The organism is Petropleomorpha daqingensis, assembly GCF_013408985.1.
GTDB lineage: Bacteria > Actinomycetota > Actinomycetes > Mycobacteriales > Geodermatophilaceae > Petropleomorpha > Petropleomorpha daqingensis.
In genome coordinates this window covers 1,463,337-1,487,707 of sequence record NZ_JACBZT010000001.1, presented here as the reverse complement: position 1 = coordinate 1,487,707, position 24,371 = coordinate 1,463,337, and the positions used below count along the sequence as shown (strand labels likewise).

The 24,371-nt window shown below is 73.6% G+C and carries 22 protein-coding genes; 16 read left to right on the top strand and 6 right to left on the bottom strand.

Annotated elements, in window-relative coordinates; genetic code table 11:
• Positions 1–105: 105 nt before the first annotated feature.
• Positions 106–1,362, top strand: a complete 1,257-nt coding sequence (locus tag GGQ55_RS07395) for an acyl-CoA dehydrogenase family protein (protein WP_179715804.1) — start codon at positions 106–108, stop codon at positions 1,360–1,362.
• A 43-nt stretch (positions 1,363–1,405) separates the two neighbouring features.
• On the opposite strand, the gene GGQ55_RS07390 is transcribed toward GGQ55_RS07395, so the two are convergent.
• Entirely contained in the window at positions 1,406–1,786 is a 381-nt protein-coding gene (locus GGQ55_RS07390) for a VOC family protein (RefSeq protein WP_179715803.1), read from the bottom strand.
• A gap of 98 nt (positions 1,787–1,884) precedes the next feature.
• Here GGQ55_RS07390 and GGQ55_RS07385 point away from each other — a divergent pair, with 98 nt between their 5' ends.
• From GGQ55_RS07385 to GGQ55_RS07370, 4 genes are all read left to right on the top strand, one after another.
• Positions 1,885–3,210: an MFS transporter gene (locus tag GGQ55_RS07385; protein ID WP_179715802.1), complete on the top strand. Its 1,326-nt coding sequence runs from the start codon at positions 1,885–1,887 to the stop codon at positions 3,208–3,210.
• A gap of 79 nt (positions 3,211–3,289) precedes the next feature.
• A complete protein-coding gene (locus GGQ55_RS07380) occupies positions 3,290–3,667 on the top strand; it encodes an FKBP-type peptidyl-prolyl cis-trans isomerase (RefSeq protein ID WP_179715801.1) in 378 nt (125 codons plus the stop codon).
• A gap of 40 nt (positions 3,668–3,707) precedes the next feature.
• Positions 3,708–4,742, top strand: a complete 1,035-nt coding sequence (locus tag GGQ55_RS07375) for a cation diffusion facilitator family transporter (RefSeq protein ID WP_179715800.1) — start codon at positions 3,708–3,710, stop codon at positions 4,740–4,742.
• A gap of 28 nt (positions 4,743–4,770) precedes the next feature.
• Entirely contained in the window at positions 4,771–5,463 is a 693-nt protein-coding gene (locus tag GGQ55_RS07370; protein ID WP_179715799.1) for a DsbA family oxidoreductase, read from the top strand.
• A 3-nt stretch (positions 5,464–5,466) separates the two neighbouring features.
• Here the strand turns inward: GGQ55_RS07370 and GGQ55_RS07365 are convergent, their stop codons facing one another.
• Positions 5,467–5,991, bottom strand: coding sequence for a pyridoxamine 5'-phosphate oxidase family protein (locus tag GGQ55_RS07365; RefSeq protein WP_179715798.1), 525 nt, complete (start codon positions 5,989–5,991; stop codon positions 5,467–5,469).
• A 100-nt stretch (positions 5,992–6,091) separates the two neighbouring features.
• Positions 6,092–6,295 (bottom strand): hypothetical protein, encoded by a 204-nt coding sequence (locus GGQ55_RS07360; RefSeq protein WP_179715797.1) that lies wholly within the window; start codon positions 6,293–6,295, stop codon positions 6,092–6,094.
• A 74-nt stretch (positions 6,296–6,369) separates the two neighbouring features.
• Here GGQ55_RS07360 and GGQ55_RS07355 point away from each other — a divergent pair, with 74 nt between their 5' ends.
• Positions 6,370–6,699: an ArsR/SmtB family transcription factor gene (locus tag GGQ55_RS07355; protein WP_179715796.1), complete on the top strand. Its 330-nt coding sequence runs from the start codon at positions 6,370–6,372 to the stop codon at positions 6,697–6,699.
• Positions 6,696–7,202 (top strand): SRPBCC family protein, encoded by a 507-nt coding sequence (locus GGQ55_RS07350; protein WP_179715795.1) that lies wholly within the window; start codon positions 6,696–6,698, stop codon positions 7,200–7,202. Before GGQ55_RS07355 ends, GGQ55_RS07350 begins: the two co-directional genes overlap by 4 nt.
• Here the strand turns inward: GGQ55_RS07350 and GGQ55_RS07345 are convergent.
• The gene (locus GGQ55_RS07345) at positions 7,181–7,600 is read right to left on the bottom strand and encodes a hypothetical protein (RefSeq protein WP_179715794.1); all 420 of its coding nucleotides are present in this window, start codon (positions 7,598–7,600) and stop codon (positions 7,181–7,183) included. The two genes, GGQ55_RS07350 and GGQ55_RS07345, sit on opposite strands and share 22 nt — an antisense overlap.
• A gap of 11 nt (positions 7,601–7,611) precedes the next feature.
• Positions 7,612–8,778 (bottom strand): NADH:flavin oxidoreductase/NADH oxidase, encoded by a 1,167-nt coding sequence (locus GGQ55_RS07340; protein ID WP_179715793.1) that lies wholly within the window; start codon positions 8,776–8,778, stop codon positions 7,612–7,614.
• Positions 8,779–8,957: 179 nt separating this feature from the next.
• Here GGQ55_RS07340 and GGQ55_RS07335 point away from each other — a divergent pair, with 179 nt between their 5' ends.
• The 8 genes from GGQ55_RS07335 to GGQ55_RS07300 all read left to right on the top strand — a co-directional run bounded on the left by GGQ55_RS07335 (position 8,958) and on the right by GGQ55_RS07300 (position 21,299).
• Positions 8,958–10,784, top strand: a complete 1,827-nt coding sequence (locus GGQ55_RS07335; protein ID WP_366488929.1) for a phosphoenolpyruvate carboxykinase (GTP) — start codon at positions 8,958–8,960, stop codon at positions 10,782–10,784.
• Positions 10,785–10,964: 180 nt separating this feature from the next.
• Positions 10,965–12,200 carry an MFS transporter gene (locus tag GGQ55_RS07330; RefSeq protein ID WP_366488927.1) on the top strand — a complete coding sequence of 412 codons (1,236 nt, stop codon included), beginning with the start codon at positions 10,965–10,967 and terminating at the stop codon, positions 12,198–12,200.
• A 216-nt stretch (positions 12,201–12,416) separates the two neighbouring features.
• Positions 12,417–12,992 (top strand): cysteine dioxygenase, encoded by a 576-nt coding sequence (locus tag GGQ55_RS07325; protein ID WP_179715791.1) that lies wholly within the window; start codon positions 12,417–12,419, stop codon positions 12,990–12,992.
• Positions 12,989–13,393, top strand: a complete 405-nt coding sequence (locus GGQ55_RS07320) for a rhodanese-like domain-containing protein (RefSeq protein WP_366488925.1) — start codon at positions 12,989–12,991, stop codon at positions 13,391–13,393. Before GGQ55_RS07325 ends, GGQ55_RS07320 begins: the two co-directional genes overlap by 4 nt.
• 92 nt (positions 13,394–13,485) lie before the next feature.
• Positions 13,486–16,014, top strand: a complete 2,529-nt coding sequence (locus tag GGQ55_RS07315) for a right-handed parallel beta-helix repeat-containing protein (RefSeq protein ID WP_179715790.1) — start codon at positions 13,486–13,488, stop codon at positions 16,012–16,014.
• 34 nt (positions 16,015–16,048) lie between these two features.
• Positions 16,049–16,705 (top strand): acVLRF1 family peptidyl-tRNA hydrolase, encoded by a 657-nt coding sequence (locus GGQ55_RS07310; protein ID WP_179715789.1) that lies wholly within the window; start codon positions 16,049–16,051, stop codon positions 16,703–16,705.
• A 54-nt stretch (positions 16,706–16,759) separates the two neighbouring features.
• Positions 16,760–18,820 (top strand): HelD family protein, encoded by a 2,061-nt coding sequence (locus tag GGQ55_RS07305; RefSeq protein WP_179715788.1) that lies wholly within the window; start codon positions 16,760–16,762, stop codon positions 18,818–18,820.
• Between the two features lie 82 nt (positions 18,821–18,902).
• Positions 18,903–21,299, top strand: a complete 2,397-nt coding sequence (locus tag GGQ55_RS07300; protein WP_179715787.1) for a transglycosylase domain-containing protein — start codon at positions 18,903–18,905, stop codon at positions 21,297–21,299.
• A 12-nt stretch (positions 21,300–21,311) separates the two neighbouring features.
• Here the strand turns inward: GGQ55_RS07300 and GGQ55_RS07295 are convergent, their stop codons facing one another.
• A complete protein-coding gene (locus GGQ55_RS07295; protein ID WP_366488922.1) occupies positions 21,312–22,874 on the bottom strand; it encodes a phytoene desaturase family protein in 1,563 nt (520 codons plus the stop codon).
• 275 nt (positions 22,875–23,149) lie between these two features.
• Between GGQ55_RS07295 and GGQ55_RS07290 the strand changes: the two genes are divergently transcribed.
• Complete coding sequence (locus GGQ55_RS07290; protein WP_179715785.1) at positions 23,150–24,244, top strand: C40 family peptidase; 1,095 nt, start codon at positions 23,150–23,152, stop codon at positions 24,242–24,244.
• The last annotated feature ends 127 nt before the right edge of the window (positions 24,245–24,371 follow it).

Below are 24,371 nucleotides of genomic sequence, written 5' to 3'. Positions count from 1 at the left end.
ACGTGTTCGCCCATGGCGTCGATCACCTTTCCGACTGAGCCCGGCGTGCGCGGGGAACCGGGCACCGCCAGAGTGATCGCGTCTTCATCGAGGAGGACCGTGCAGATGAGCTCGACCGACGAGACCTGGGACCCGCAGCCGCCCGTGCTGCTGCCGCCGTGGCACACGCCCGAGCGGGAGAAGCTGCAGGAGCAGGCGCGGCGCTTCGCGATGGACGAGGTGCTGCCGGTCGCGAACGAGCTCGATCCGCAGAAGGGCGAGATCCCGGCGTCCCTGCTCGCCCGGCTCGCCGAGCTGGGCTACTTCGGCATCACCGTGCCCGCCGAGCAGGGCGGGCTGGGGCTCGGCGTCTTCGAGTACTGCATGGTGTCCGAGGAGCTCGCCCGCGCCTGGATGTCGACGGCCAGCATCCTGGCGCGCTCCCAGGGCCTGGGGACGGCGGTCCCCGACGCCGACCGTCGCGCCGAGCTCCTCGGCCGCAGCGCTCGGGGGGAGTGGATCGGCGCGATCGCGCTGTCCGAGCCGGACGCCGGCTCCGATCTCGCGGGAGTCTCGACCCGCGCCGTCCGCGACGGCGACGAGTGGGTGGTGAGCGGGCGCAAGCGCTGGTGCGGCAACGCCAAGGCCGCCGACTTCATCCAGGTGCTGGTGCGCGAGCGCGACCCGGAACCGGGGGAGTCGCGCTCTGCGGGCCTGGTCAACCTGCTGCTGGAGAAGGAGCGCGGCGAGTTCCCCGAGGGCCTGACCGGCTACCCGATCGACAAGGTCGGCTACCACGGCTTCCTCACCTGGGACCTGACCTTCGACGAGGTCCGGATTCCCGAGGACAACGTGATCGACGAGGCCCGGGCGGCGCGGGAGGACAGCGACGAGGAGGGCGAGGCGGCCAAGCAGGCGGGCTTCGCCGAGGCGCAGAAGTTCCTCAACACCGCCCGCGTGCACACCGCCGCCCGCGCCGTCGGTCTGGCCCGGGCCGCGCTGGAGGACTCGATCCTGTACCTGCAGGAGCGCGAGCAGTTCGGCCGGCCGATCGGCGACTTCCAGGCGCTGCGGTTCGCGATCGCCGACATGGCCGCGCAGGTGGAGCAGTCACGCGCCTTCTACCGGCAGGTCGCGCACCTGCTCGACCTCGGCCTCCCGTGCGCGAAGGAGGCGTCCATGGTCAAGCTCGAGGCGACCGAGATGTCGGTGCGGGTGACCAACCAGGCCATGCAGCTGCACGGCGGCAACGGCTACACCACCGAGCGGCAGGTGGAGCGGCACTGGCGCGACGCCCGGCTGACCACGATCTTCGAGGGCACCAGCGAGATCCAGAAGCGGATCATCAGCGACCGCCTGCTCCCCCGCAGCCCCCTGTCCTGATGCGGAGTGCCACGGCGCGGACAACGCGCCCGTGGCACTCCGCTCACCAGGTGTGGTGCACGGCCTCGACGTTGTTGCCGTCCGGGTCGCGGAGGAAGACGCCGTAGTAACCCGGGTGGTACTCGGGCCAGATCCGCGGCTCGTGCAGGATCTCCGCGCCGGCGTCCTTGGCCAGCGCGAACACCTCGTCGACCGCCGCGCGGGACGGCGCGGTCAGCGCCAGGTGCACCGGGCGGTGCCCGTCGTCGACGAGGCCGCCGAGCCACAGCCGCGGCATGCCGTCGGGGCCGGACAGCCCGGCCACGGGACCATCCGGGCTGTCGAACCGCATCGCCTCCGTGACGCCGAGCGGGGCGAACACGCGGACGTAGAAGCCGGAGGCCGCGTCGACGTCGGCGACCTGCAGGGCGAGGTGGTCGATCACCCGGCGCACGGTAGCGGCACCGCTCACATATTCGGCTGCGTTCTGTCGTACCTGTCGGAGACCCTGTTCCTCTCCGCCCGACCCGAAGGGATCCGACCATGGCCCGCCTGCCGCGCGCGTTGGCGCCGCTGCGGCACTCCGCCTACCGGCTGCTCGCCGTCTCGATGGCGCTGTCGCTGCTGAGCGCGGGGCTGTGGGCGATCGCCGTGGTCTGGCAGGTCGTGGCCCTCGGTGGGGGCCCGGCGGCGCTGTCGCTGGTCAGCGGCCTGTCCGCCGGCGGCATGCTGGCCAGCACGCTGCTCGGCGGCGCGCTGGCCGACCGGCTGCCGCAGCGGCACATCCTGCTGGCCGTCTCGCTGGTCCAGGCCGGCTCGGTCGGGGTGGTCGCCGCGCTGTCGCTGACCGGCGTCGTCACGCTCGGCGAGCTGGCCGCGGTGGCGCTGGTCGGCGGGATCGCCACCGGCCTCTACTACCCGGCCTACTCGGCGCAGGTGCCGGCCCTGGTGCCGGAGGGCGACCTGCTCGCCGTCAACGGCCTCGAGGGCATGGTCCGCCCGATGCTGCAGAACGCGGCCGGCCCCGCGGCGGCCGGGCTGCTCGTCGCGGCCCTCTCCCCCGGCGCCGCCCTGGCCGCGACCGCGGTCGTCTCGCTGCTCGCCGCGGCGTGCCTGGCGGCGCTCCCGGCCACCCCGGCCCGGCGCGCGCCGCTCGAGGAGGGGGCGCCGCGCCCGGGGCTGCTCACCGACGTCCGCGAGGGCTTCGGGTACATGGCCCGGACACCGTGGCTGCTGGCGACGCTGCTGTTCGCGGCGTTCATGCTGCTGGCGTTCATGGGGCCGCTCGAGGTGCTGGTGCCCTTCGCCGTCCGGGAGTCCGGCGGCGGCCCGACGCAGCACGGCTACGTGCTGGCGGCGTTCGGGCTGGGCGGTGCGGTCGGCTCCCTGGTCGTGGCCTCGCGGCGGCTGCCCCGCCGCTACCTGACGGTGATGAACCTGCTGTGGGCGCTCGGGTGCGTGCCGATCGTGGTGTTCGGCTTCGGCGCCTCCCTGGTCGTCATGGTCGTCGCCGGTGCCGTCATGGGCGCCATGTTCGAGGCGGGCATGGTCATCTGGGGCACGCTGCTGCAGCGGCGGGTGCCGCCGGCGCTGCTCGGGCGGGTGTCCAGCCTCGACTTCTTCGTCTCGCTGAGCTTCATGCCGCTGTCGATGGCGCTGGCCGGCACGGTCAGCCAGGTCCTCGGCCTGACGGCGACGTTCCTCGTGGCCGGGCTCGCGCCGCCGGTGCTCGGGCTAGTCGCGATCCTCGCGGCGCGGCTGCCGGCCGACGAGCTCGCGCACCCGCTCGACGTCCCGGCGCGCGAGCAGGAGCCCGAGCCGGTCGAGGAACCAGCTGTGCTGGTCGAGCCCGTGCTCGACTGCGTCTGAGGTCGGAGAGCCCGGCGCCGTCGGTCCTGCTTGGATGGGACGACGGCGCCGGGACCGCCCCGGTGCGGGAAGGAGCACCGTGGCCGAGCTGACCCGACCGGACGTCGATCCGCCCAGCGGTCCTGCGCCGGACGACCTGGTGATCGAGGACATCGTCGTGGGCGACGGCCCGGAGGCCACGCCCGGCAGCCTGGTGAGCGCGCACTACGTCGGCGTCACGCACGACGGCGGCGAGACGTTCGACGCATCCTGGGACCGCGGCGATCCCTTGGAGTTCCGGCTCGGCGTCGGCATGGTCATCCAGGGCTGGGACGAGGGCATCACCGGCATGAAGGTCGGCGGCCGCCGCCGGCTGACGATCCCGGCGCACAAGGCCTACGGCGACCGCGGCGCGGGTGGCGTCATCAAGCCGGGCGCCACGCTCGTCTTCGTCGTGGACCTCGTGGGCGTGCGGTAGCCCGAGGTTCAGGGGCGCCCGGAGGGGGCACCGACGGCCCATGGCCAAGGTGACCGCCGACGACTCGGCGTCGACGCCCGGACCGCCCGTTCCCGCGGCGCAGGGTGACGTCGGCAGCCCCGAGCACGACACGGGCGGGGAGAGCACCGGCACCGTCGTCGTAGCGGGGCTGGCCAACTTCGGCATCGCCGTCGCCAAGTTCATCGGCGGCATGATCAGCCACTCCTCGGCGATGCTGTCGGAGGCCGCCCACTCGGTCGCCGACACGATCACCGAGATCCTGCTGTTCGTCGCCCTCAAGCGCGGCAACCGGCCGGCCGACGACAAGCACCCCTTCGGCTACGGCCGGGAGACCTACTTCTGGGCGTTCCTCGCCTCGCTGGCGACCTTCGCCCTCGGCGCCGGCTTCTCGATCTGGCAGGGCGTGACGACCATCGTCAACGGCGAGGAGCAGGGCTCGCCGCTGGTCTCCTACATCGTGCTCGCGGTCTCCTTCGTCCTCGAGGGGACGTCGTGGCTCAAGGCGGTGCGCCAGGTCCGCGGCGCCGCGCGCAAGTGGCAGGTCACACCGGGCCGGTACCTGCGGGCGACCACCGACACCACCGTCAAGGCGGTGACCTTCGAGGACACCGCGGCGCTGATCGGGCTCGTGTTCGCCGCGATCGGCCTGTTCCTCGAGCACATGACCGGCAACCCGATGTGGGACGGCATCGCAGCCATCACCATCGGCGTCCTGCTGCTCCTGGTGGCCATCTCGCTGGCCCGGGCCAACGTCTCGCTGCTGATCGGGCAGTCGGCGTCGCCGCGGATCGAGGAGGAGCTGCGCCAGGAGATCAACGCCCTGCCGCACGTGGCGGAGGTGCCCTTCCTCATCACGTCGGTGATCGGCCCCGGTCAGCTCGTCGTGGCCGCCAAGGTGGACTTCGCCGACGACGCCACCGCCGACGACATCGAGCAGACGGCGGACGAGGCCGAGCGGCGGCTGGTCGCCCGGCACGACGGCGTGCGCTACGTGTTCCTCGACCCGACGGCGGGGGACGGCAACGCGCAGGTCCAGGCTCACCGCCCGGAATGATCCCGGATCGTTGAACGTTCATCCGACCATGCAGATCGAGGTGTGGTCCGACGTCGTGTGTCCCTGGTGCTACATCGGCAAGCGTCGCCTGGAGACCGCGCTGGAGAAGTTCCCCCACCGCGACCAGGTCGAGGTCGTCTGGCGCTCCTTCCAGCTCGACCCGACCATCCCCGAGGGGACGACGTTCCCCACGCTGCCGGCGCTGGCCGAGAAGTACGGCCGCTCCGTCGACGAGATGCGCCAGATGCAGGGCCGCGTCGAGGAGATGGCCGCGGGCGAGGGGCTGCGGTACGACCTGGCCAACGGGATCAGCGGCAACACCCTGCTCGCGCACGAGCTGCTCCACCTGGCCACCGAGAAGGGCAAGGGCGGCGAGATGAAGGAGCGGTTGCTCCACGCCCACTTCGAGGAGGGCCGCACGGTCTTCTCCGTCGACGACCTCGTGCCGCTCGCCGTCGAGATCGGTCTCGACGAGGCCGAGGTCCGCGAGGTGCTCGCCGACCGCCGCTACCTGCCCGCCGTCCGCGAGGACGCCGCGACCGCGCAGGCACTCGGCGCGACCGGCGTCCCGTTCTTCGTCGTCGACCGGAAGTACGGCGCCGCCGGCGCCCAGCCGGCCGACCTGCTGCTGCAGCTCCTCGAGCGCGCCTGGGCCGACGCCCACCCGCTGATCACCGTGCCGGACGCCGACGGCTGCGAGGGCGACAACTGCGCCGTGTAGGTCTCAGAACCGGAAGCGGCTCAGACCGCCCGGTTCCGCCGACACGACCGCCGTCGCGGAGCGCGGCTCGATCCGGTACACGAGCCACGGCGGCGGCCCCTGCGACGGTGCGTTGAACGGGGCGGTGATGCCGGTCCCGCTCGCGTCCGGCTCCGCCGGCCAGCCGCCGTCCGCCCACGCCCGGGCGATGCGCGCCAGGGCGCCGGGCTCGGTCACCCGTGCGGCGTCCCCCTCGACGACGATGTCCGCGTCCCGCACCGACACGGCGACCGAGCAGCGGGGATCGCGTGCGACGTTGCGCCCCTTCCGGGTCGTGGCGCCCGTCTGGAACCAGAACGCGCCGTCCAGCCAGAGCGCGCCGACCGCCGTCACGTGCGGGCTGCCGTCCTCGTTGAGGGTGGTCAGCCACGTGGTGCGGGAGTTCGGCGCGTCCGGTGCCGGCGCCGACCGCGCGTCGAGCTTCTCGACGACGGTCGCCCAGTCCACCGGGGGCAGCCCGTCCCGTGCGCCCAGGTTGATGGTCTCCATCGCGTCCCTCCTCGCTCCGGACAGCCGTCGGGTCGACGGCCCGTCCTAGCGGAGACGACCGGCGACCCGACAACTCATCGCGGAGGGACGGTCTCGTCGGCTACTCGACGCCGCCACCGGTGACGTCGCCACCCCCGGCGTCGTCGGCGGGCGTCCGACCGGCCTGCAGCTCGTCCTCGCCGGTCGCCGTGGCGTCGTCCTCGGTCGAGGCGAGGTCCTCGCCCTGCGCGACGGCGCCGGGGTCGGCCTGCGTCGTGCGCGGGTCGTTCAGCGGATCCGGGACGTCGGGGTCGGTGACGGTCATGCCGCTCGCATGCCCCGGTCCCGGAGCGGCCAACCCCTGGTCCGACGCGTAACCGATGTGTTACACATCTCCGCGTGAACGCCCTGGCCGCGATCGCCGACCCCACGCGGCGGGAGCTCCTCGAGCTCCTGGCCGCCGGCGAGATCGCCGCCGGTGACCTCGCCGACCGGTTCCCGGTGAGCCGGCCGGCGATCAGCCGCCACCTGCGCGTGCTGCGCGAGGCGGGCCTGGTCCGGTCCCGCACCGAGGGACGACGGCGGCTCTACGCCCTCGACCCGGCCCCGCTGCGCGAGCTCGACGCCTGGCTGGAGCCTTACCGCGACCTCTGGGCGCAGCGGCTGGACGCCCTCGACACCGAGCTCGCCCGCGGTCGGCGGGCCCGCCGGATCGGAGAACCCGCATGACCGACAGCCCCGACGACCGCCGCGGCGTCGTCACCCCCGAGCCCGACGGCGGACGGCGGCTGGTCTTCCGCCGCTCCTGGCCCGACCCGATCGACGACGTCTGGTCGGCGCTCACCGACAACGAGCGGACCGTCCACTGGATCGGCACCTACGCGGGCGAGCGCGGCTCGGGCGGCACCGGCACCTTCTCGATGACCCACGAGGCCGGCGACGAGGGCATGCCGATGACGATCGTCGAGTGCGAGCCCCCGCGCAGGCTCGTCCTGCAGTGGCCGGAACCGCTCTCCTGGCGGGTCGAGCTGGACCTGACCGAGGAGGAAGGCCGCACCGTCCTCGTGTTCACGCAGGTGCTCCCCGGCGTGGACGGCCTGGGCGACATCGCGACCGGCTGGCACTGGTACCTCGACGGGCTCGACGCCGAGCTCACCGGAGGCCCCCGGCCGCCCGAGTGGGACGAGTTCGTCGCGCAGCTCGGCCCGGTCTACGCCCCGGACCGCTCCTGATGCCCGAGCACGGCCATCGCCGCGGCCAGGCCCAGCCCGGCGACGGCGATCGGCGTCTCGACGGCGTCCCAGCCGGAAGGCCGTAGCCGCCGCCGGTCGGCCCGCTCCATGAGGTAGCCCGGCACCATCAGCGCCCCGAGCGCCCCCAGGGCGCGACGGGCGCCGTCGTCCGGACCCTGCGCGAGCGACCGGATCGCCGCCGCCTGCGCCACGAGCATGGGCGCCGGCGCGCTGTACGCCGTCCCCATCCAGAGCGAGTCGCGCCCCACGTGCTCGGGACGTCCGCTGAGGAACGGCAAGTCGTACGGGGTCCGGCGGCGCAGCGCGACGACCTGGCCGAGCAGGCCGACGGCCAGCTGGGCAGCGGACAGGACGACGAGCAGCCGGCGCGGCGACATGGCCGCGCAGGTTACGACCTGGGAGCCTCCACTTGGACCGGATCCGGCCCGGTCCACGGGCCGAGCCGGTTCAGCAGCCGCGCGCGCCCGGCCAGCCGCGGCCCTGCCTGCACCGGGTACGCGTCGAACGAGCCGCCGTCCAACGAGCGCAGCGCGTGCACCGCGAAGTTCGGGTCGTCCTGCGCCTCGCGGGCGAACGCGACCAGGTCTGCCCGCTCCGCAGCGACGACCGCCTCGGCCTGCGCGGCGTCCACCAGCAGCCCCACCGCCATCGTCGCGATCCCCGCCTCCGAGCGGATCCGCTCCGCGTAGGGCACCTGGTAGCCGTAGCCGATCGGGTGCTCCCAGCCGCCGCCGACCCCGCCGCCGGACACGTCGACGACGTCGACACCGACTGCCTCGAGCTCGCGGCAGAAGGCCACGGTGTCCTCGATCGTGATGCCCTGACGGGAGCCGTCCACCGCCGAGACCCGCACGAACAGCGGCCGGTCGTCCGGCCAGGCCTCCCGAACCGCCGAGACCACCTCGAGCGGGAAGCGCATCCGCGCCTCGGGCGAGCCGCCGTACTCGTCGTCCCGGTGGTTGGACATCGGCGAGAGGAACTGGTGCAGCAGGTAGCCGTGCGCGGCGTGGATCTCGACGACGTCGAAGCCCGCCTCGACCGCCCGCCGGGTGGCGGCCACGAACGCCTCGCGCACGTCGTCGAGCTCGGCGACGGTCAGCGCGTGCGGCAGCGGACCGTCGGGCACCGCGGCCACGGCGCTGGCCGAGACCGTCGGCCACGGATCCTCGCCCGGGTTCGCGTTCTCCGGCGTCACCGGCCCGCCGCCCTCCCAGGGGCGGCGGCTGCTCGCCTTGGCGCCGGCGTGCGCCAGCTGGACGCCGGCCAGCGCGCCCTGCCCGTGCAGGAAGTCGGCGATCCGGGCCAGCCCGGGCACGTGGGCAGCGGACCAGAGCCCGACGTCGCCGTGGCTGATCCGCCCGTCCGCGGTGACCGCGGTCGCCTCGACGATCACCAGCCCGAAGCCGCCGAGCGCGAACCGGCCGAGGTGCACGAGGTGGTAGTCGCCGACCAGCCCGTCGCTGACCGAGTACTGGCACATGGGGGCGACCACGAGCCGGTTGGGCAGCGTCCGGTCGCGGAGGGTCAGGGGCTGGGACAGGGCGGGGGGCGTCACGGAGTGCAGTGAACGCCCCAGCGTGGCAGAGCCTTCCGGCCGGTCTCCGAGACGTCCTATACGTAATGTTTCTCACGGTTACAGGACGGCGCGCCCTCGGTAACCTCACCGGATCCGGAGACTCAGACGTCTAGGTCGTCTCCGCAAACCAGCAGCTTTCCCGCATGGATGGAGATGCCGTGACTTCTGTGGCCACCCCCGGGCTCGACACCGCCCCGACAGCTGCACCGACGCGGCACCCGCGCCTGCTGGCGTGGGTCCAGGAGATGGTCGAGCTGACGACGCCCGACCAGGTGGTGTGGGTCGACGGCAGTGACGAGGAGTGGGAGCGGCTCACCCAGAAGCTCGTGGACGCCGGCACCTTCACCCGCCTGGAGAAGAAGCCGAACTCCTTCTGGTGCGCCTCCGACCCGAGCGACGTCGCCCGCGTCGAGGACCGCACGTTCATCTGCTCGGTCGACGAGGCCGACGCCGGTCCGACCAACAACTGGATGGAACCGGCCGAGATGAAGTCGGTCATGACCGAGCTGTACCGCGGGTGCATGCGCGGCCGGACGATGTACGTCATCCCGTTCTGCATGGGCCCGGTCGAGGCCGAGAGCCCGATGTTCGGCGTCGAGCTCACCGACTCCGAGTACGTCGTCGTCTCCATGCGGGTCATGGCCCGCATCGGATCGCACGTCCTCGAGGCCATGGGGGAGTCGGCCGACTTCGTCCCCGCCATGCACTCCGTCGGTGCCCCGCTCGAGCCGGGCCAGGACGACGTCCCGTGGCCCTGCAGCCAGACCAAGTACATCGTCCAGTTCCCCGAGGAGCGGATGATCTGGTCGTACGGCTCGGGCTACGGCGGCAACGCACTGCTGGGCAAGAAGTGCTACTCGCTGCGGATCGCCTCGGTCATGGCCCGCGACGAGGGCTGGCTCGCCGAGCACATGCTGATCCTCAAGCTGACCAGCCCGCAGCAGAAGACCTACTACATCGCGGCCGCCTTCCCGAGCGCCTGCGGCAAGACCAACCTGGCGATGCTCGAGCCGACCATCCCCGGCTGGAAGGTCGAGACCCTCGGCGACGACATCGCCTGGATGCGGTTCGGCGAGGACGGCCGCCTGTACGCGGTCAACCCCGAGTACGGCCTGTTCGGCGTCGCCCCCGGCACCGGCTGGGACACCAACCCGAACGCCATGCGCACCATCGACCAGGGCAACTCGGTGTTCACCAACGTCGCCCTCACCGACGACGGCGACGTCTGGTGGGAGGGCATGACGGAAGAGCCGCCGGCCCACCTGACCAGCTGGAAGCACCAGGACTGGACGCCGGACTCCGCCGAGCCCTCCAGCCACCCGAACAGCCGCTTCTGCACGCCGATCAGCCAGTGCCCGATCCTCGCGCCGGAGTACGACGACCCGAAGGGCGTGCCGATCTCGGCGATCCTCTTCGGCGGCCGCCGGAAGACGACGATCCCGCTGGTCACCGAGGCCCGGGACTGGAACCACGGCGTGTTCATGGGCGCGACGCTGTCCTCGGAGACGACGGCGGCGGCGACCGGCGCGGTCGGCGTCGTCCGCCGCGACCCGTTCGCGATGCTGCCGTTCATCGGCTACAACGCCGGCGACTACTTCGGCCACTGGGTCGAGACCGGCAAGCAGCACGACGCGGCGAAGCTGCCGCGGATCTTCTACGTGAACTGGTTCCGGCGGGACGCCGACGGCGGCTTCCTGTGGCCCGGCTTCGGCGAGAACAGCCGCGTGCTCAAGTGGGTCATCGAGCGCCTCGAGGGCACCGCCGCCGCCGAGGAGACCGCCGTGGGGCACGTCCCGACCCCGGACTCCCTCGACGTCAGCGGCCTGGACATGACCGCCGAGCAGGTCGAGCAGGCGCTCGCCGTCGACAAGGACGAGTGGCGCCAGGAGATCCCGCAGATCACCGAGTGGTTCGAGAAGTTCGGGGACAAGCTCCCGAGCACCCTCTGGGACGAGCTCGAGATCCTGAAGCACCGCCTGTCCTGACCCTCCTCAGCGGTGATCAGCTGACCTGATCGAACGCTGTCCTCCCGCACCAACGCTGCTGCGGGAGGACAGCGTTCGATCAGGGAACCTGATCACTGGCGGGCCGCTGATCTGCGGAGGAGCACGTCCGACGCGCCACCGGGGGCGTCCGTCGGTTAGCGTGGCGGCGCTGACCCCCCTGTGACGGAGACTTCCCCGCTCGTGGCCAACCCCTATCTGAAGGTCCTGCGCACGCCGCATGCGCTGCCCATGGTGCTGGCCGCGTTCATCGGCCGGCTGCCGCTGTCGATGGTCGGGCTCGGGTCGGTGCTGCTGGTGGCCGACGAGACCGGCTCCTACGGCTTCGGGGGAGCGGTCGCCGCGGCCGGCGCCATCACCACCGCGCTGGCCGGGCCGGTCATCGGCCGGCTGGCCGACACCTTCGGGCAGCGGCGGGTGCTGCTGCCGGTGGTCGCCGTCTTCGTCGCCTCCGGCGCGCTGTTCCTCGCCGCGGTGAAGGGCGACTGGCCGCGCTGGATCGTCTTCTTCGCCGCCGGCGTCGCCGGGGCGTGCATCCCTCCGGTCTCCTCGATGATCCGCGTCCGCTGGACCCACCTGCTGCGCGGCAGCCACCGGCTGCCGACCGCGCTGGCCATGGAGTCGGTGGTCGACGAGTTCGTCTTCATCGTCGGCCCGGTCCTGGTCACCTTCCTGTCCACCACCGGGCACGCGACCTCCGGCGTGGTCACCGCGTTCGCCCTGGCCACCATCGGCGCGCTGCTGTTCGCCGCCCAGCGCCGGACCGAACCCCCGGCGGGCGGCCACGAGAGCCGGTCCGGCCCCTCGGCCATCCGGACCCCGGGCCTGCGGGTGCTCTTCGTCGTCGGCGCCGCGGTGGGCGCGATCCTCGGCACGCTGGAGATCGCCCTGGTCGCCTTCGCCGACGAGGTCGGCGCGATGTCGCTGTCGGGCGTGCTCATCGCCGGCCTCGCGGTCGGCTCGATGGCCAGCGGCATCGGCTGGGGGACCGTGCACTGGCGGCAGCCGCTGCGCCACCGCCTGCTCGGCGTCCTGACCCTGCTCACCCTGCTGACCGTGCCGCTGACCCTCATCGGCGACATCTGGCTGATGATCCCGTTCGTCGTGATCACCGGTGTGGCGGTCTCGCCGTCGCTGATCAGCTCGTTCACGTTGGCCGAGCTGCTGGTGCCGCGGGCGGCGGTGACCGAGGCGTTCACCTGGATCGGGACGGCGCTCGGCCTCGGCGTGGCGCTGGGCGCCTCGGTGGCCGGCAAGATCGTCGACGTGGCCGGCGCGAACGCCGCCTTCCTCGTCGCGACCGTCTCGGCCGGGGTCGCGGCGATCTGCGTCGGGGCGTTCCAGAAGCTGCTGCACGTGCCCGCCGAGCACGCGGCCCAGCCGGCCCTCGCCGCCTGACCGCCGCCGGACACGCCCAAAGCGCACCAATCAAGTAGACATTGAGCGCCGCGCCTGGTTGAGTCGTGGGCGTGATGCGCACGCTCCTCCTGCACCGCCGGTCCGACGTGGACCTGCTGCGGACGGCCAGCGCGCTGTGTCCGGGTCGCTGAGCGCCTCCTCCTCACGACCCCCTGGCCGCCCGCGCGGCCCTTCTCCCAAGGACTTCCTCCCCGCATGTCTCTCGCCGAGCTGTCCCCTGCCGTCCTGTCCGATCCCCGTCTCGCGCCGCTGGTGGCCGCGGCCGCCACCCGCCCGACCGGCTCCGCCGCGCTCGCCGTCGCCCTCGCCGTCCGCACCGATCTCTGGGAGCCGCGCATCGGCTTCCGCGAGGAGTCGCGGTGGACGGCGCTGCTCGAGCCGGGCGACGTCCGGCCCTACCTCGACCCGTCCCTGCACGCCGAGCTCGCCGACGCGCAGATCTGGCTGCTGACCTGGCTGCCCGGCCAGGGGACGCCGCTGCACGACCACGGCTCGTCCGCCGGCGCGTTCGCCGTCGCCCGCGGCACGCTCACCGAGCGCGTCATCGCCGCCGGGGGCCCCGGCCGCCCGCGCGAGACCGAGCACGACCTGGAGACCGGGCGGGTGCGGTTCTTCGGCCCGCACTACGTGCACCAGGTGACCAACCGGCACGCCGAGCCGGCGGTCAGCGTGCACGTCTACGCGCCCCGGCTGACCGTCATGCACACCTACCGGGTGGACGACGACGGCCTGATCCGCACCGGCCGCGAGCGGGCGGGGGTGGACTGGTGACCCTCTCGCTGGACCGCCCGACCGGTGCCCGCTCGATCGACGAGCTGCTCGCCGAGGCGCGCAGCCGCCTGGTGCGCCTCTCCCCCGCGCAGGCCGCGGCCCGGGTGGCCCGCGGTGCGCTGCTGGTCGACATCCGCCCGGCCGCGCAGCGGGCCCTCGAGGGCGAGGTGCCCGGGTCGCTGATCGTCGAGCGCAACGTCCTCGAGTGGCGCTTCGACCCGGCGTCGGCCGCCCGGCTGCCCCAGGCCACCGGGTACGACGTCGAGGTCATCGTCCTGTGCTCCGAGGGCTACACGTCGAGCCTCGCGGCCGATGCGCTGCGTTCCCTCGGGCTCACGCAGGCGACCGACGTGGTCGGCGGGTTCGTCGCCTGGCAGGCCGCGGGGCTGCCGACCCGCTGACAAGGAGGGTCCTCCTGCCCTAGGGTGCGCGGCGCACATCTGCCCCACGCACCACCCAGGAGCCCATCCCCCCAGGTCCGGAGCGAGGCGCCATGTCCGCGTCCACCCGCACACGTCCCTCCGACGTCCGGGTGCGTGGTGCGGTCGCCGTCCTCGGTCTGCTGCTCGTCGCCGGCGTGGTGAGCGCGGCCCCCGCGCTGGCGGCCGGGACGGTCTCCGACAGCTTCAGCCGCACGGTCTCCGGCGGGTGGGGGACGGCGACCTCCGGCACGCCGTGGTCGGTGGGCACGGCCTCCCGGTTCGCCGTCTCCGGGGGCGTGGGCACGGTCTCGCTCACCACCGACGGCGCCACGCAGCGCGCGACCCAACCGGCGACGGGCGTGAACAACGACGTCGTGGTCACCGTGTCGCTGTCGAAGACGCCGACCGGCACCGGCGCCTTCATCTCCGTCAGCCCGCGCCGGACGAGCACCGGCCAGTACGCGGCCAAGGTGCGCTTCCTGCCCACCGGCGCCGTCTCGCTGACGCTGTCCCGGCTGAGCACGAGCTGGGCCGAGACGGTGATCGTCAAGGAGGCGACCGTCTCCGGCGTCAAGGGCACCGCCGGGTCGCAGGTCCGGGTGCGGGTGCAGACCTCGGGCACCGCGCCGACGACGCTGCGCGCGAAGGTCTGGCAGGCCGGGAGCAGCGAGCCGTCCGGCTGGGCGGCGACCGCGACCGACAGCGCGTCGGGCTACCAGGCGGCCGGCGGGCTGGCGCTCGACAGCTACCTGTCCCGCAGCTCGGTCGCGCTCACCGTCCGCTTCGACGACCTGGCCGGCACGCTCGCCGACCCCGTCGTCGTCCCACCGCCGCCCCCTCCCCCACCGCCGCCCCCTCCCCCGCCGCCGCCCCCGCCGCCGGTCCCCCCGGCGAACCCGGACGGGCGGCCCAGCGTCACCGCCGGTGCCGCTCCGCTCGGCACCACCGAGTACGCGGCCCCGGCCGACGCGCGCTACGTCTCCCCCACCGGCGACGACACCGCGGCCGGCACGCTCGACGCGCCGTGGCGCACGCTGGCGAAGGCGATCGCGACCGCGCCGTCCGGGGCGACGGTCGTGCTGCGGGCGGGCAGCTACACCGAGAACGTCACGATCCCGACCGGCAAGCAGCTGACCGTGCAGTCCTATCCGGACGAGGAGGTCTGGCTCGACGGCAGCAAGGTCCTGACGAACTGGGCGACGGACGGCGCCGCGTGGCGCTCGGACGGCTGGACGTACTCGTTCGACCACAGCCCGACCTACACGAAGGGCGCCCCGGACGGCACGGGGACGTGGCGGTGGGTGAACCCCGCCTACCCGCTGGCGCCGTACCCGGAGATGGTGTTCGTCGACGGCGTGGCCCAGCGGCAGGTGGCCTCGCGCTCCGCCGTCGTCCCGGGGACGTTCTACGTCAGCGACTCCACCGACAAGCTCTACCTGGGCAGCGACCCGACCGGGCACGAGGTGCGGGCCAGCATCCTGACCAGCGGGCTCACCATCCGTGGCTCCGGCAGCGTGATCCGGGGGATCGGCATCGAGCGCTACGCGACGCCGGTGCCGGAGAAGGGGGCGCTGCGCTCCCTCGCGCCCGACGTGACGATCGAGAACGTCGTCGTCCGCGACAACGCCACCCAGGGCATCTACGTCGGCGGCGTGCGCCTCGGCGAGCGCAACACCCTGCGGCACGTCACCGTCGAGCGCAGCGGCCTGATGGGCGTGGAGTCCTCCTACTCGGACGGGCTCGTGGTCGACGGGCTGGAGGCGGTGCACAACAACACGGAGCACTTCAACCCGGCGCCCGTGGCCGGCGGGATCAAGATCTGCAGCGCCCGTGGCGTCACGGTGGTCAACAGCCTGATCGCCGACAACGAGGGCCCGGGGCTGTGGTTCGACGAGTCGGTCTACGACGGCGCCGCCGTCGCCAACGACATCCTCCGCAACACCGGCGACGGGCTGACCTACGAGATCTCCGCGAAGGGCTTCCTGGTCGACAACCTGGTGGCCGGCAACGGCACGGCCGGCATGCGGCTGAACAACGCCTCGGACCTGACCGTCTGGAACAACACGGTGCTGGACAACGCGAGCCGACCGATCTGGCTGGTGCAGGACTCGCGGCGGGCCAGCAACACCTCGACCGCCGGCCACGACCCGCGCCAGCCGCTGCCCGACCCGACGGTCACCTGGCTGCTCGGGCCGGTGTCGATGGGCGACAACCTGATCGGCGGCGCGACGACGGCGACGTGCCTCCTCTGCGTGCAGGACACCACCCTGCGGCGGACCCCGGCCCAGATCGGGATCACCGCCGACGGCGACGTCTACTCCCGCGCCACGGCGACCAGCCCGGCGAGCACCGTCACCTGGCCGACCGGGACCAGCACCACGCTGACCTACGCCTCGCTGGACGCGTTCCGCGCCGCCACCGGGGGAGAGCCGAACGGCGGCGAGTTCACCGGGGACCCGGTCGTCGACGCCGACTTCCGGCTGGCGACGGCGGTCGCGGCGGTGGAGACGGCGATCGCCCAGCCGCTGCCCGACGCGATCGCCGCCCGCACCGGCCGGACGGCGGGGGAGGAGCACCTGGGCGTGAACTTCGCGCCCTGACGCCGTCCCGGCACCGCCCTGCGATGCTCGGCGGGTGAGCCGACCCCGTCCCGCCGCCGGCGGAGGCCGCACGCTCGGCGTCGCACCGGAGCGGCTGGGGCGGTGGCTGGACGGCGTCGCCGACCGGCACGGTGCGTTCACCGAGGTCGCGCTGGACGACGGCGCCGTCCGGATCACCTGCGCCGACACGACCACCGTGGTGCTGCGGGCGCCGTTCTCCTGGACACCGGCGGCGGCGCTGCTGAGCGGGTTCACCGCGGACGCGCGGCAGCCCCGCCGGGCCGCGGTGCTGCTCGTCCGGCGCGGTCGCTGGGCGGTCGGCGTCTTCACCGGCACCGAGCTGGTCGCCTCGAAGGTGGACACCCGGCTGGTGCAGGGCCGGACGGCGGCCGGGGGCTGGTCGCAGCAGCGCTTCGCCCGCCGCCGCGCCAACCAGACCGACGCGGTGGTGGACGCCGCCGCCGACACCGCCGCCCGCGTGCTGCTGCCGCACCCGGTCGAGGCGCTGTTCACCGGCGGCGACCGGGGGCTGGTCGACGCCGTCCTGGCCGATCCGCGGCTGGCCCCGCTGGCGGCGCTGCGGAAGGAGACCGCGCTCGAGGTGGGCGAGCCGACCAAGGCGGCGCTGCTCGCGACCCCGCAGCAGTTCCGCGCCGTCGCCGTCCACATCGTCGAACCGGGGGAGCGGTGATTCCGGCGGAAACGCGTCGTCTCCCGCCGCGAGGGGGCGTAACGTCCTGCGACCGTGTCCGTCGAGGCTGATCCCGTCCTCACCGCCGAGCGCGCGCACCTGGCACGCGCGGCCGACTGCCTGACCGAGATGCGTGCCGCCGCGCACGCCGTCACCGATGCCGGCGTCGACGCCTGGGCATCCGAGCGCCTCGGCGCCGCCCGGGCCGAACGGCTGCGGCACCTCGCCGCCGATCCCGGCGTCCCCCCGTTCTTCGGGCGCACCGACAGCGGCGCCGAGACCTTCCACATCGGCCGCCGGCACGTGCGCGACGCCGGCGGCGACCCCGTCGTCATCGACTGGCGGGCCCCGATGAGCCGGCCGTTCTACCAGGCCAGCGCCGCCGATCCCCAGGGCCTGGTCCGCCGGCGGCGGTTCGGCTTCGCCGGCGGCGAGCTGACCAGCTACGAGGACGAGCTGCTCGGCGAGGGCGACCAGCAGGCGGCCTCGCTGCAGGGGCCCGCCGCGAGCTCGCGAGCGGTGGGGGGCAGCGAGGTCCTTTCGCTCCTGCTCGAGGAGATCGAGCGCCCCCGCAGCGGCCCGATGCGCGACATCGTCGCCACCATCCAGCCCGACCAGGACGAAATCGTCCGCGCGCCGCTCACCGAGTCGATCTGCGTGCAGGGCGCCCCCGGCACCGGCAAGACCGCTGTCGGCCTGCACCGCGCCGCTTACCTGCTCTACACGCACGGCGGCCAGCTGGCCCGCACCGGCGTCCTGGTGGTCGGGCCCAACCGCGCGTTCCTGCGCTACATCGAGCAGGTGCTGCCCACCCTCGGCGAGGTCGACGTCGAGCAGACGACGGTGCGCGACCTGACCGCCCGGGTGCCGGTCCGCGCCACCGATCCCGCGGAGCTCGCCGTCCTCAAGGGCGACGCCCGCATGGCCGAGGTGCTGCGCCGGGCGCTGTGGGGCGGCCTGGTCAAGCCGACGGACTCCATCCAGGTGCCGCTCGCCGGGCGCAAGTACCGCATCCCGGTCGAGCGGCTCAAGCGTTACGTCGACGACCTGCGCCGCCGCGGGCAGCTGACCGACGACCTGCAGACCCTGCACTACGCCGCGGGCCGCGAGCGGCTGGCGCAGAGCCTCGCCGAGGACGCCCGCCGGCAGAAGGAGCTGGCCGGCGGCAGCCCCACCGACGCCGAGACCCGCCGCGCCGCCCGCAGCCCCGAGGTCCGCGCGTTCTGCGACGAGGTGTGGCCGGCCTGGGACGCCGACGCGCTGGTGTTCGCGCTGTTCACCGAGCCCGGCCGGCTGGCCCGCGCGGCCCGCGGCCTCCTGGACGACGACGAGCAGGCCGCCCTGCACCGGCCGGCCCGGTCGGTGCGGGCCTTCCCCTGGACCGAGGCCGACGCCGTGCTCGTCGACGAGGCCGCCGGCCTGCTGGAGCGCACCCCCGGCTACGGCCACGTCGTCGTCGACGAGGCGCAGGACCTCTCGCCGATGCAGTGCCGCGCCATCGCCCGCCGCCTGGCCGCCGGCTCGCTCACCGTGCTCGGCGACCTGGCCCAGGCCACGAGCCCCTGGTCGTCGGGCACGTGGGCCCGCACGCTCGACGGGCTGGGCCGGCCCGACACCGTCGTCCGCCCGCTCACCCAGGGCTACCGGGTGCCGGGCGAGGTGCTCGACTTCGCCAACCGGCTGCTCCCGGCGATCGCCCCGGACCTGCCGCCCGCCACCGCGCTGCGCCACGAGCCCGGCTCGCTCACCGTCCGCCCGGTGGGCACGCTGGCAGGCCCGCTGCAGGAGGTGGTGGGTGAGCTGGTGGCCGGCGAGGGGTCGATCGGGGTGGTCGCCGCGGACGGCGAGGCCGACGAGGTGGTCCGGCTGCTCGGGGACGCCGGGCTGCCGGCCGCGCTGCTCCGGGACGACGGCGAGGCGGCAGCGCGCGTCGCCGTGGTACCCGCCACACTGGTCAAGGGTCTGGAGTTCGACGCCGTCGTCGTGGTGGACCCCGCGGCGATCGTGGCGGCCGAACCCCGGGGCCTGCACCGCCTCTACGTCGTGCTGACGCGGGCGGTGAGCACCCTGGTCGTGCTGCACCGGGACGATCTCCCGGCTGAACTGGCCGCCTGAACAGGGGACGTCGCAGCGGGGGTGGTTGTGGACCGGCCCGTTTCCTGTTGAGGTGTGGGCCCAGTCCGAAGGGGAGGGGGCGATGGATCGGCCCAAGGCGGTCAGCACGCTGCTCAAGCTGCTGTCGACGATCGTCGTCGCCGGAGTCCTCCTGGCCGGTCTGCTCTTCCCCTGGATCGGCGGCCCCGCGCTGGGCGCCCAGAGGTCCACCGGCCTGCTCGGCGCGCCCCCCGTCGAGCTGACCGACGAGCCGCCGGCGCCCAACTCGGTCATGCTCGCCGCGAACGGCGAGGTCATGACGCAGTTCTACGAGCAGAACCGCGCACCGGTCGCCGGCGACCAGATCGCCCAGGTCATGAAGCAGGCCATGGTGGCGATCGAGGACGCCCGCTTCTACGAGCACCACGGCCTCGACGTCCAGGGCACCGTGCGCGCCCTGCTGACCAACATCGTCAACGGCGGCGTGGAGGAGGGTGGGTCGACGCTCACCCAGCAGCTGGTCAAGCAGACCCTGCTGCAGACGGCCACGACCCCCGAGGAGCGCGACGCCGCCGTCGAGCAGACGGTCGGCCGCAAGCTCCGCGAGGCGCAGCTGGCGCTCGCGCTGGAGGACAAGTACAGCAAGGACGAGATCCTCACCCGCTACCTGAACATCGTGTACTTCGGGCAGAACGCCTACGGCATCCAGCCCGCAGCACGCGCGTTCTTCGGCATCGACGCCACGGCGCTCACCCTCCCGCAGGCCGCCCTGCTGGCCGGCCTCGTGCAGAGCCCGACCCACTTCGACCCGTTCACCGAGCCCGACAAGGCCACGGCGCGGCGCAACGAGGTCCTCTCGCGGATGGCCGACCAGCACTACATCACCCAGCACCAGGCCACCGAGACGGCGGCGACGCCGCTGGGCCTGAACCCCGCGCCGCCCCCGCCCCGCGGCTGCGTGCAGGCCACCGTCGGCGCGTACGTCTGCGACACCGTGCAGAAGTACCTGATCCAGACGCTCGGGATCAGCCAGCAGGACCTCGAGCACAACGGCTACACGATCCAGACGACGCTGGATGCGGACCTGCAGCGCTCGGGCGATGCCGCCGTCCTGGCGACCCTGCCGCTGGGCAACTCGCTGGCCGGCATGTTCTCGGCCGTGGAACCCAAGACCGGGCACCTGCTCGCGCTCAGCGTCAACCGGGTCTTCGGCTACGACCGGAACGACCCGACGCAGGAGTCGTTCAACCTCTTCGAGGCCTCCAGCAAGGGCTCGGGCTCCACCTACAAGGTGTTCACCGCCGCCGCCGCCCTCGCCCGCGGGTTCGGCAGCCACTACACGCTGACGACCGGCGATCCGTACACCTCGCGCGTCTACAAGGACGGCGGCAAGCCCTACACGGTGAGCAACGCCGGGCACTACGCCGCCACGCTGGACATGACGACGGCGCTCTACCAGTCGTCGAACACCTACTTCGTCGGCCTGGAGGACGCGCTCGGCAGCGTCGCCGACCCGGTGCACATGGCCGAGAAGATGGGCCTGTTCCAGTTCAGCGACCCCGCCCTGCCGCAGCAGATCATCGACGACAACCGCGGCTCGTTCACCCTCGGCGCGGAGGCCACCAGCCCGCTGGGCCTCGCCTCCGCGTACGCCACCGTGTTCGGCAGCGGCACCCAGTGCGACGTCGTCCCGGTGACCCGGCTGATCGACCGCAACGGCAAGGACGTCCTCGGGGACGACGGCCAGCCGCTCGTGCACGACAGGTGCACGCCGGAGGCGATCGCACCCGGGATCGCGAACACGCTGACCCAGATGCTGCGCAAGGACGTCGAGCCGGGCAATCCCGGTCAGACCGCGCGCCGGGCGTACGTGCCGGGTCACCAGATCGCCGGCAAGACCGGTACCTCGCAGGAGAACTTCTCGGCCGCGTTCGTGGGCTCCACGCCGGAGATCACGGCCAGCGTGATGGTGCTCAACCCCCGGGAGAGGCAGAACGTCGGTGGCTTCGGCGGTAACAAACCCGCCACCATCTGGCACGACGCGATGGCGCCGATCCTCGACGCCCGGGGCAGCGGCGTGTTCCCGCCCGAGGACCCGGTCGTGGCCAACGGCAACACCAAGCCGCTGCCGCGGTGCACGAGCGTGAGCGCCTGCAAGGCGGCGCTGACCAGCGCCGGGTTCCAGTACGCCACGGCCAGGGTCGACAGCGACAAGAAGGAGGGCGAGCTCGTCGGCCTCAGCCCGAGCAACCGCGCCGTCCCCGGGCAGGTCGTGACCATCCGGATCAGCAACGGCAAGAACTACGTCGAGCCGCCGCCGGAGCAGACCCCGCCACCCCAGCAGCAGCCGCCGCCACCCCAGCAGCAGCCGCCCCCCACCTCCAACGGCAGCACCCCCGGCGGGAACGGGGGCAACGGGAACGGCAACGGGAACCCACCGGGCGGCGTCGTCCCGGGTTTCCCCGGTTTCCCGGGTGGCGGCCGTCCCGGCAACGGCTGACCCCGGCCGAGGTCAGCGCGGGGTGAGCAGGTGGCGGGCGGCGGCGTAGCCGCCGAGCCCGCTGACCGCGCCGCCGCGCACGGTTCCCCCGGACGACGCCGACACGACGCGCGGGTGCGCCGTGGCCACGCCCCAGGTGCCGACCTCGTCGGCGGTGCGCGCCTCCGGCCAGGACAGGTCCCCGTGGAAGATGTGCCCGCCCGGCATGGCCAGCGAGGCCTCGACGTCGACCGGTGAGGCGGCCTGCAGGCACGGCTGCCCCTGCGCGTCCCGCGCCAGGCAGTCCAGCAGCGGCTCGTCCAGGTGGGCGTCGAGCTGGGCGACCACCCGCCGGACCGCCTCGGCCCGGGTGCCCTCGTTGTCGGCGCGGTAGAGCTCGGCGGGCGTGTGCAGCCCGAACAGGGTCAGGGTGTGCAGCCCGGCCGCCCGCGCCGACGGCCCGAGGATCGACGGGTCGGTGAGGGAGTGGCAGTAGACCTCGAACGGGATCACGTCCGGCAGCCGTCCGGCGGCGGCCTGCGCGTACGCCGCGTCGAGCTGCGCGGCGGCCTCGTCGACGTGGAAGGTGCCGGCGAACGCGGTCGCCGGGTCGGCGCCCGACCGCAGCCGCGGCAGCCGCGCCAGCACCATGTTGACCTTCAGCTGCGATCCGCTGGGCCACGGACCGGGATCGGTGCCCAGCAGCTCGGCCAGCACCGTCGGTGCCGCGCCCACCACGGCGTGCCCGGCGTCGGCGGCACGGGTCGCGCCGTCGTCGTCCGTCCAGTGCACCGTGACGCCGTCCCGGCGGGCCTCCAGCGCCGTCACCGTCGCCCGGGTGACCAGCTCGGCACCGGCGCCGCGGGCGGCGTCGGCCAGCGCGGCCGAGACCGCGCCCATCCCGCCGACCGGTACCCGCCAGAGCCCGGTGCCGTTGCCGATCAGGTGGTACAGGAAGCAGCGCCCGGCGGGGCTGCCCGCGTCGTGCAGGTCGGCGAACGTGCCGATCAGCCCGTCGGTGAGCGCCACCCCGCGGACGACGTCGTCGGACAGGTGGTCGGCGACCACGTCGGCGAGCGGGCGCTCCCGCAGGTCGTGCCACAGCGCGGGGTCGCGCAGCCGGGCGGCGAGCTCGTCGGGGGCCAGCAGCGGCTCGGTGAGCGTCGGGGCGAGGTCCTCGGCCAGCGTCGCCAGCCGTGCGTAGAAGCGCTGCCAGCCGGCGAGCTCGTCGTCGGACCCGGTGAGCGACCGGAAGGAGGCCGCCGTCGCCGGGCCCTCGTCCCGCTCCACGAGCAGGCCCTGCGAGCGGCCGTTCCGCTCGACGGCGGTGTAGGAGGCGACCGACCGGTCGGCGAGGCGCAGCCGCAGGCCCAGGTCGGCGACGACGCGGTCGGGCAGCAGGCTGACCAGGTACGAGTAGGCCGAGAGCCGGACGTCGACGCCGTCGAAGACCTGGCGGCTGACCGCCGCGCCGCCCAGCTCCGCGAGCCGCTCCAGCAGGAGGACGGAGCGACCGGCGCGGGCGAGGTAGGCGGCGGCCGTGAGGCCGTTGTGTCCACCTCCGACAACGACCGCGTCGTACCGGGGAACTGCCACGTGCGCACCGTAACCGGGGGTCGGCGGGCCGTTTCCGCAGGTCGCCATGTTCACGTTCACACGGGGTGGGACGGAGCGGTCCGCCCCCAATCGTCACTCTGAGTCCCGAGTGAAGTGCAACCTGTTGTGAAGGTCTGCACAAATTACAAGCAGGTGATTGTCACGCCGGGGTAACGCCCTTACGGTCTGTATGTCCGTCGGGGCGGTGCGTGACTGTCCGACAGCCCGACTGGCAAGCCCTCGGCCACCGCCCCCGATTGGAGAGCGCCCGCACCATGGCGACCGCTCGGACGTCCTTCCCGCGCCCGAACCTCCCGCTGCGCCCCCTCCGCACCGTCCGCCGGACGGTCCTCGTGCTCACCGGTGCGATCGCCGTCTCGGCCGGCATCGCCTTCGTCCCGCAGGTGGCCTCCGCCGCTCCGGACGCGCCGGCGACCGCGAAGGAGGCCGCCGAGCTGATGGCCGCCCGGGCCCACGACCTCGAGGTCGTGACCGAGCAGTTCAACACCGCGCGGTCCGAGCTGGAGACCCAGCAGGCCGCGGCAAAGGCCGCCGCCGACGCGGTCGCCAAGGCCCAGGCCGACCTGGCCACCGCGCAGGCGCAGGTCCGCGGGATCGCCCGCAGCGCCTTCACCGGCGGCACCACCAACGGCTTCTCGGCGATGATGACCAGCGACAGCGCCGACGAGTTCGTGGACAAGATGTCGACGCTGCAGATGGTCGCCGACCACCAGAACGCGATCCTCGACCAGGTCGCCGCCGCCAGCCAGGCCGCCGCCCAGGCGCAGACCGTGGCCGCGAAGTCCGCCGCCGATGCGCAGTCCAGGTACGACAAGGTGGCCGCCCAGCAGGCCGACCTGCAGGCCCAGGTGAACAAGTACCAGGCCGACTTCAGCCGCCTCTCGGCCGCCGAGCAGCAGGCCGCCGTCCAGCTCGCCAGCACGCACGGCAGCGACCGCGCCAGCCGCGACGACCGCTCCGAGCCGGCGCCGACCGGGCCGATCGTGGCCGACAGCGCCGCGGCGCAGACCGCCGTCGACACGGCCATGGCCCAGCGTGGCAAGCCGTACGTGTGGGCGGCGGCCGGCCCCAGCTCCTTCGACTGCTCCGGCCTGGTGCTGTACGCCTACAAGGCCGCGGGGATCAGCCTGCCGCACTCCAGCTTGCAGCAGTCGCGCATGGGCCAGGCGGTCTCGCGCAGCGACCTGCGGCCCGGCGACCTGATCTTCTTCTACAGCCCGGTCAGCCACGTGGGCATCTACATCGGCAACGGCCAGATGGTGCACGCGCCGACGTCCGGCGACGTGGTCAAGGTGGCCAGCATCGACGCCGTCGGCGGGATCACCGCCATGCGCCGCATCGCGGGCTGACCGCTCCCGCACCCGTTCCGAGCCCCGGCCGCGTTCGCGCGGCCGGGGCTCGTGCGTTGTCGGGGGCTTGACGGCGAGGTTCTTTGCGTGAACACTGCTCTCGAAACAGATCAGCGCTCACGAAGGG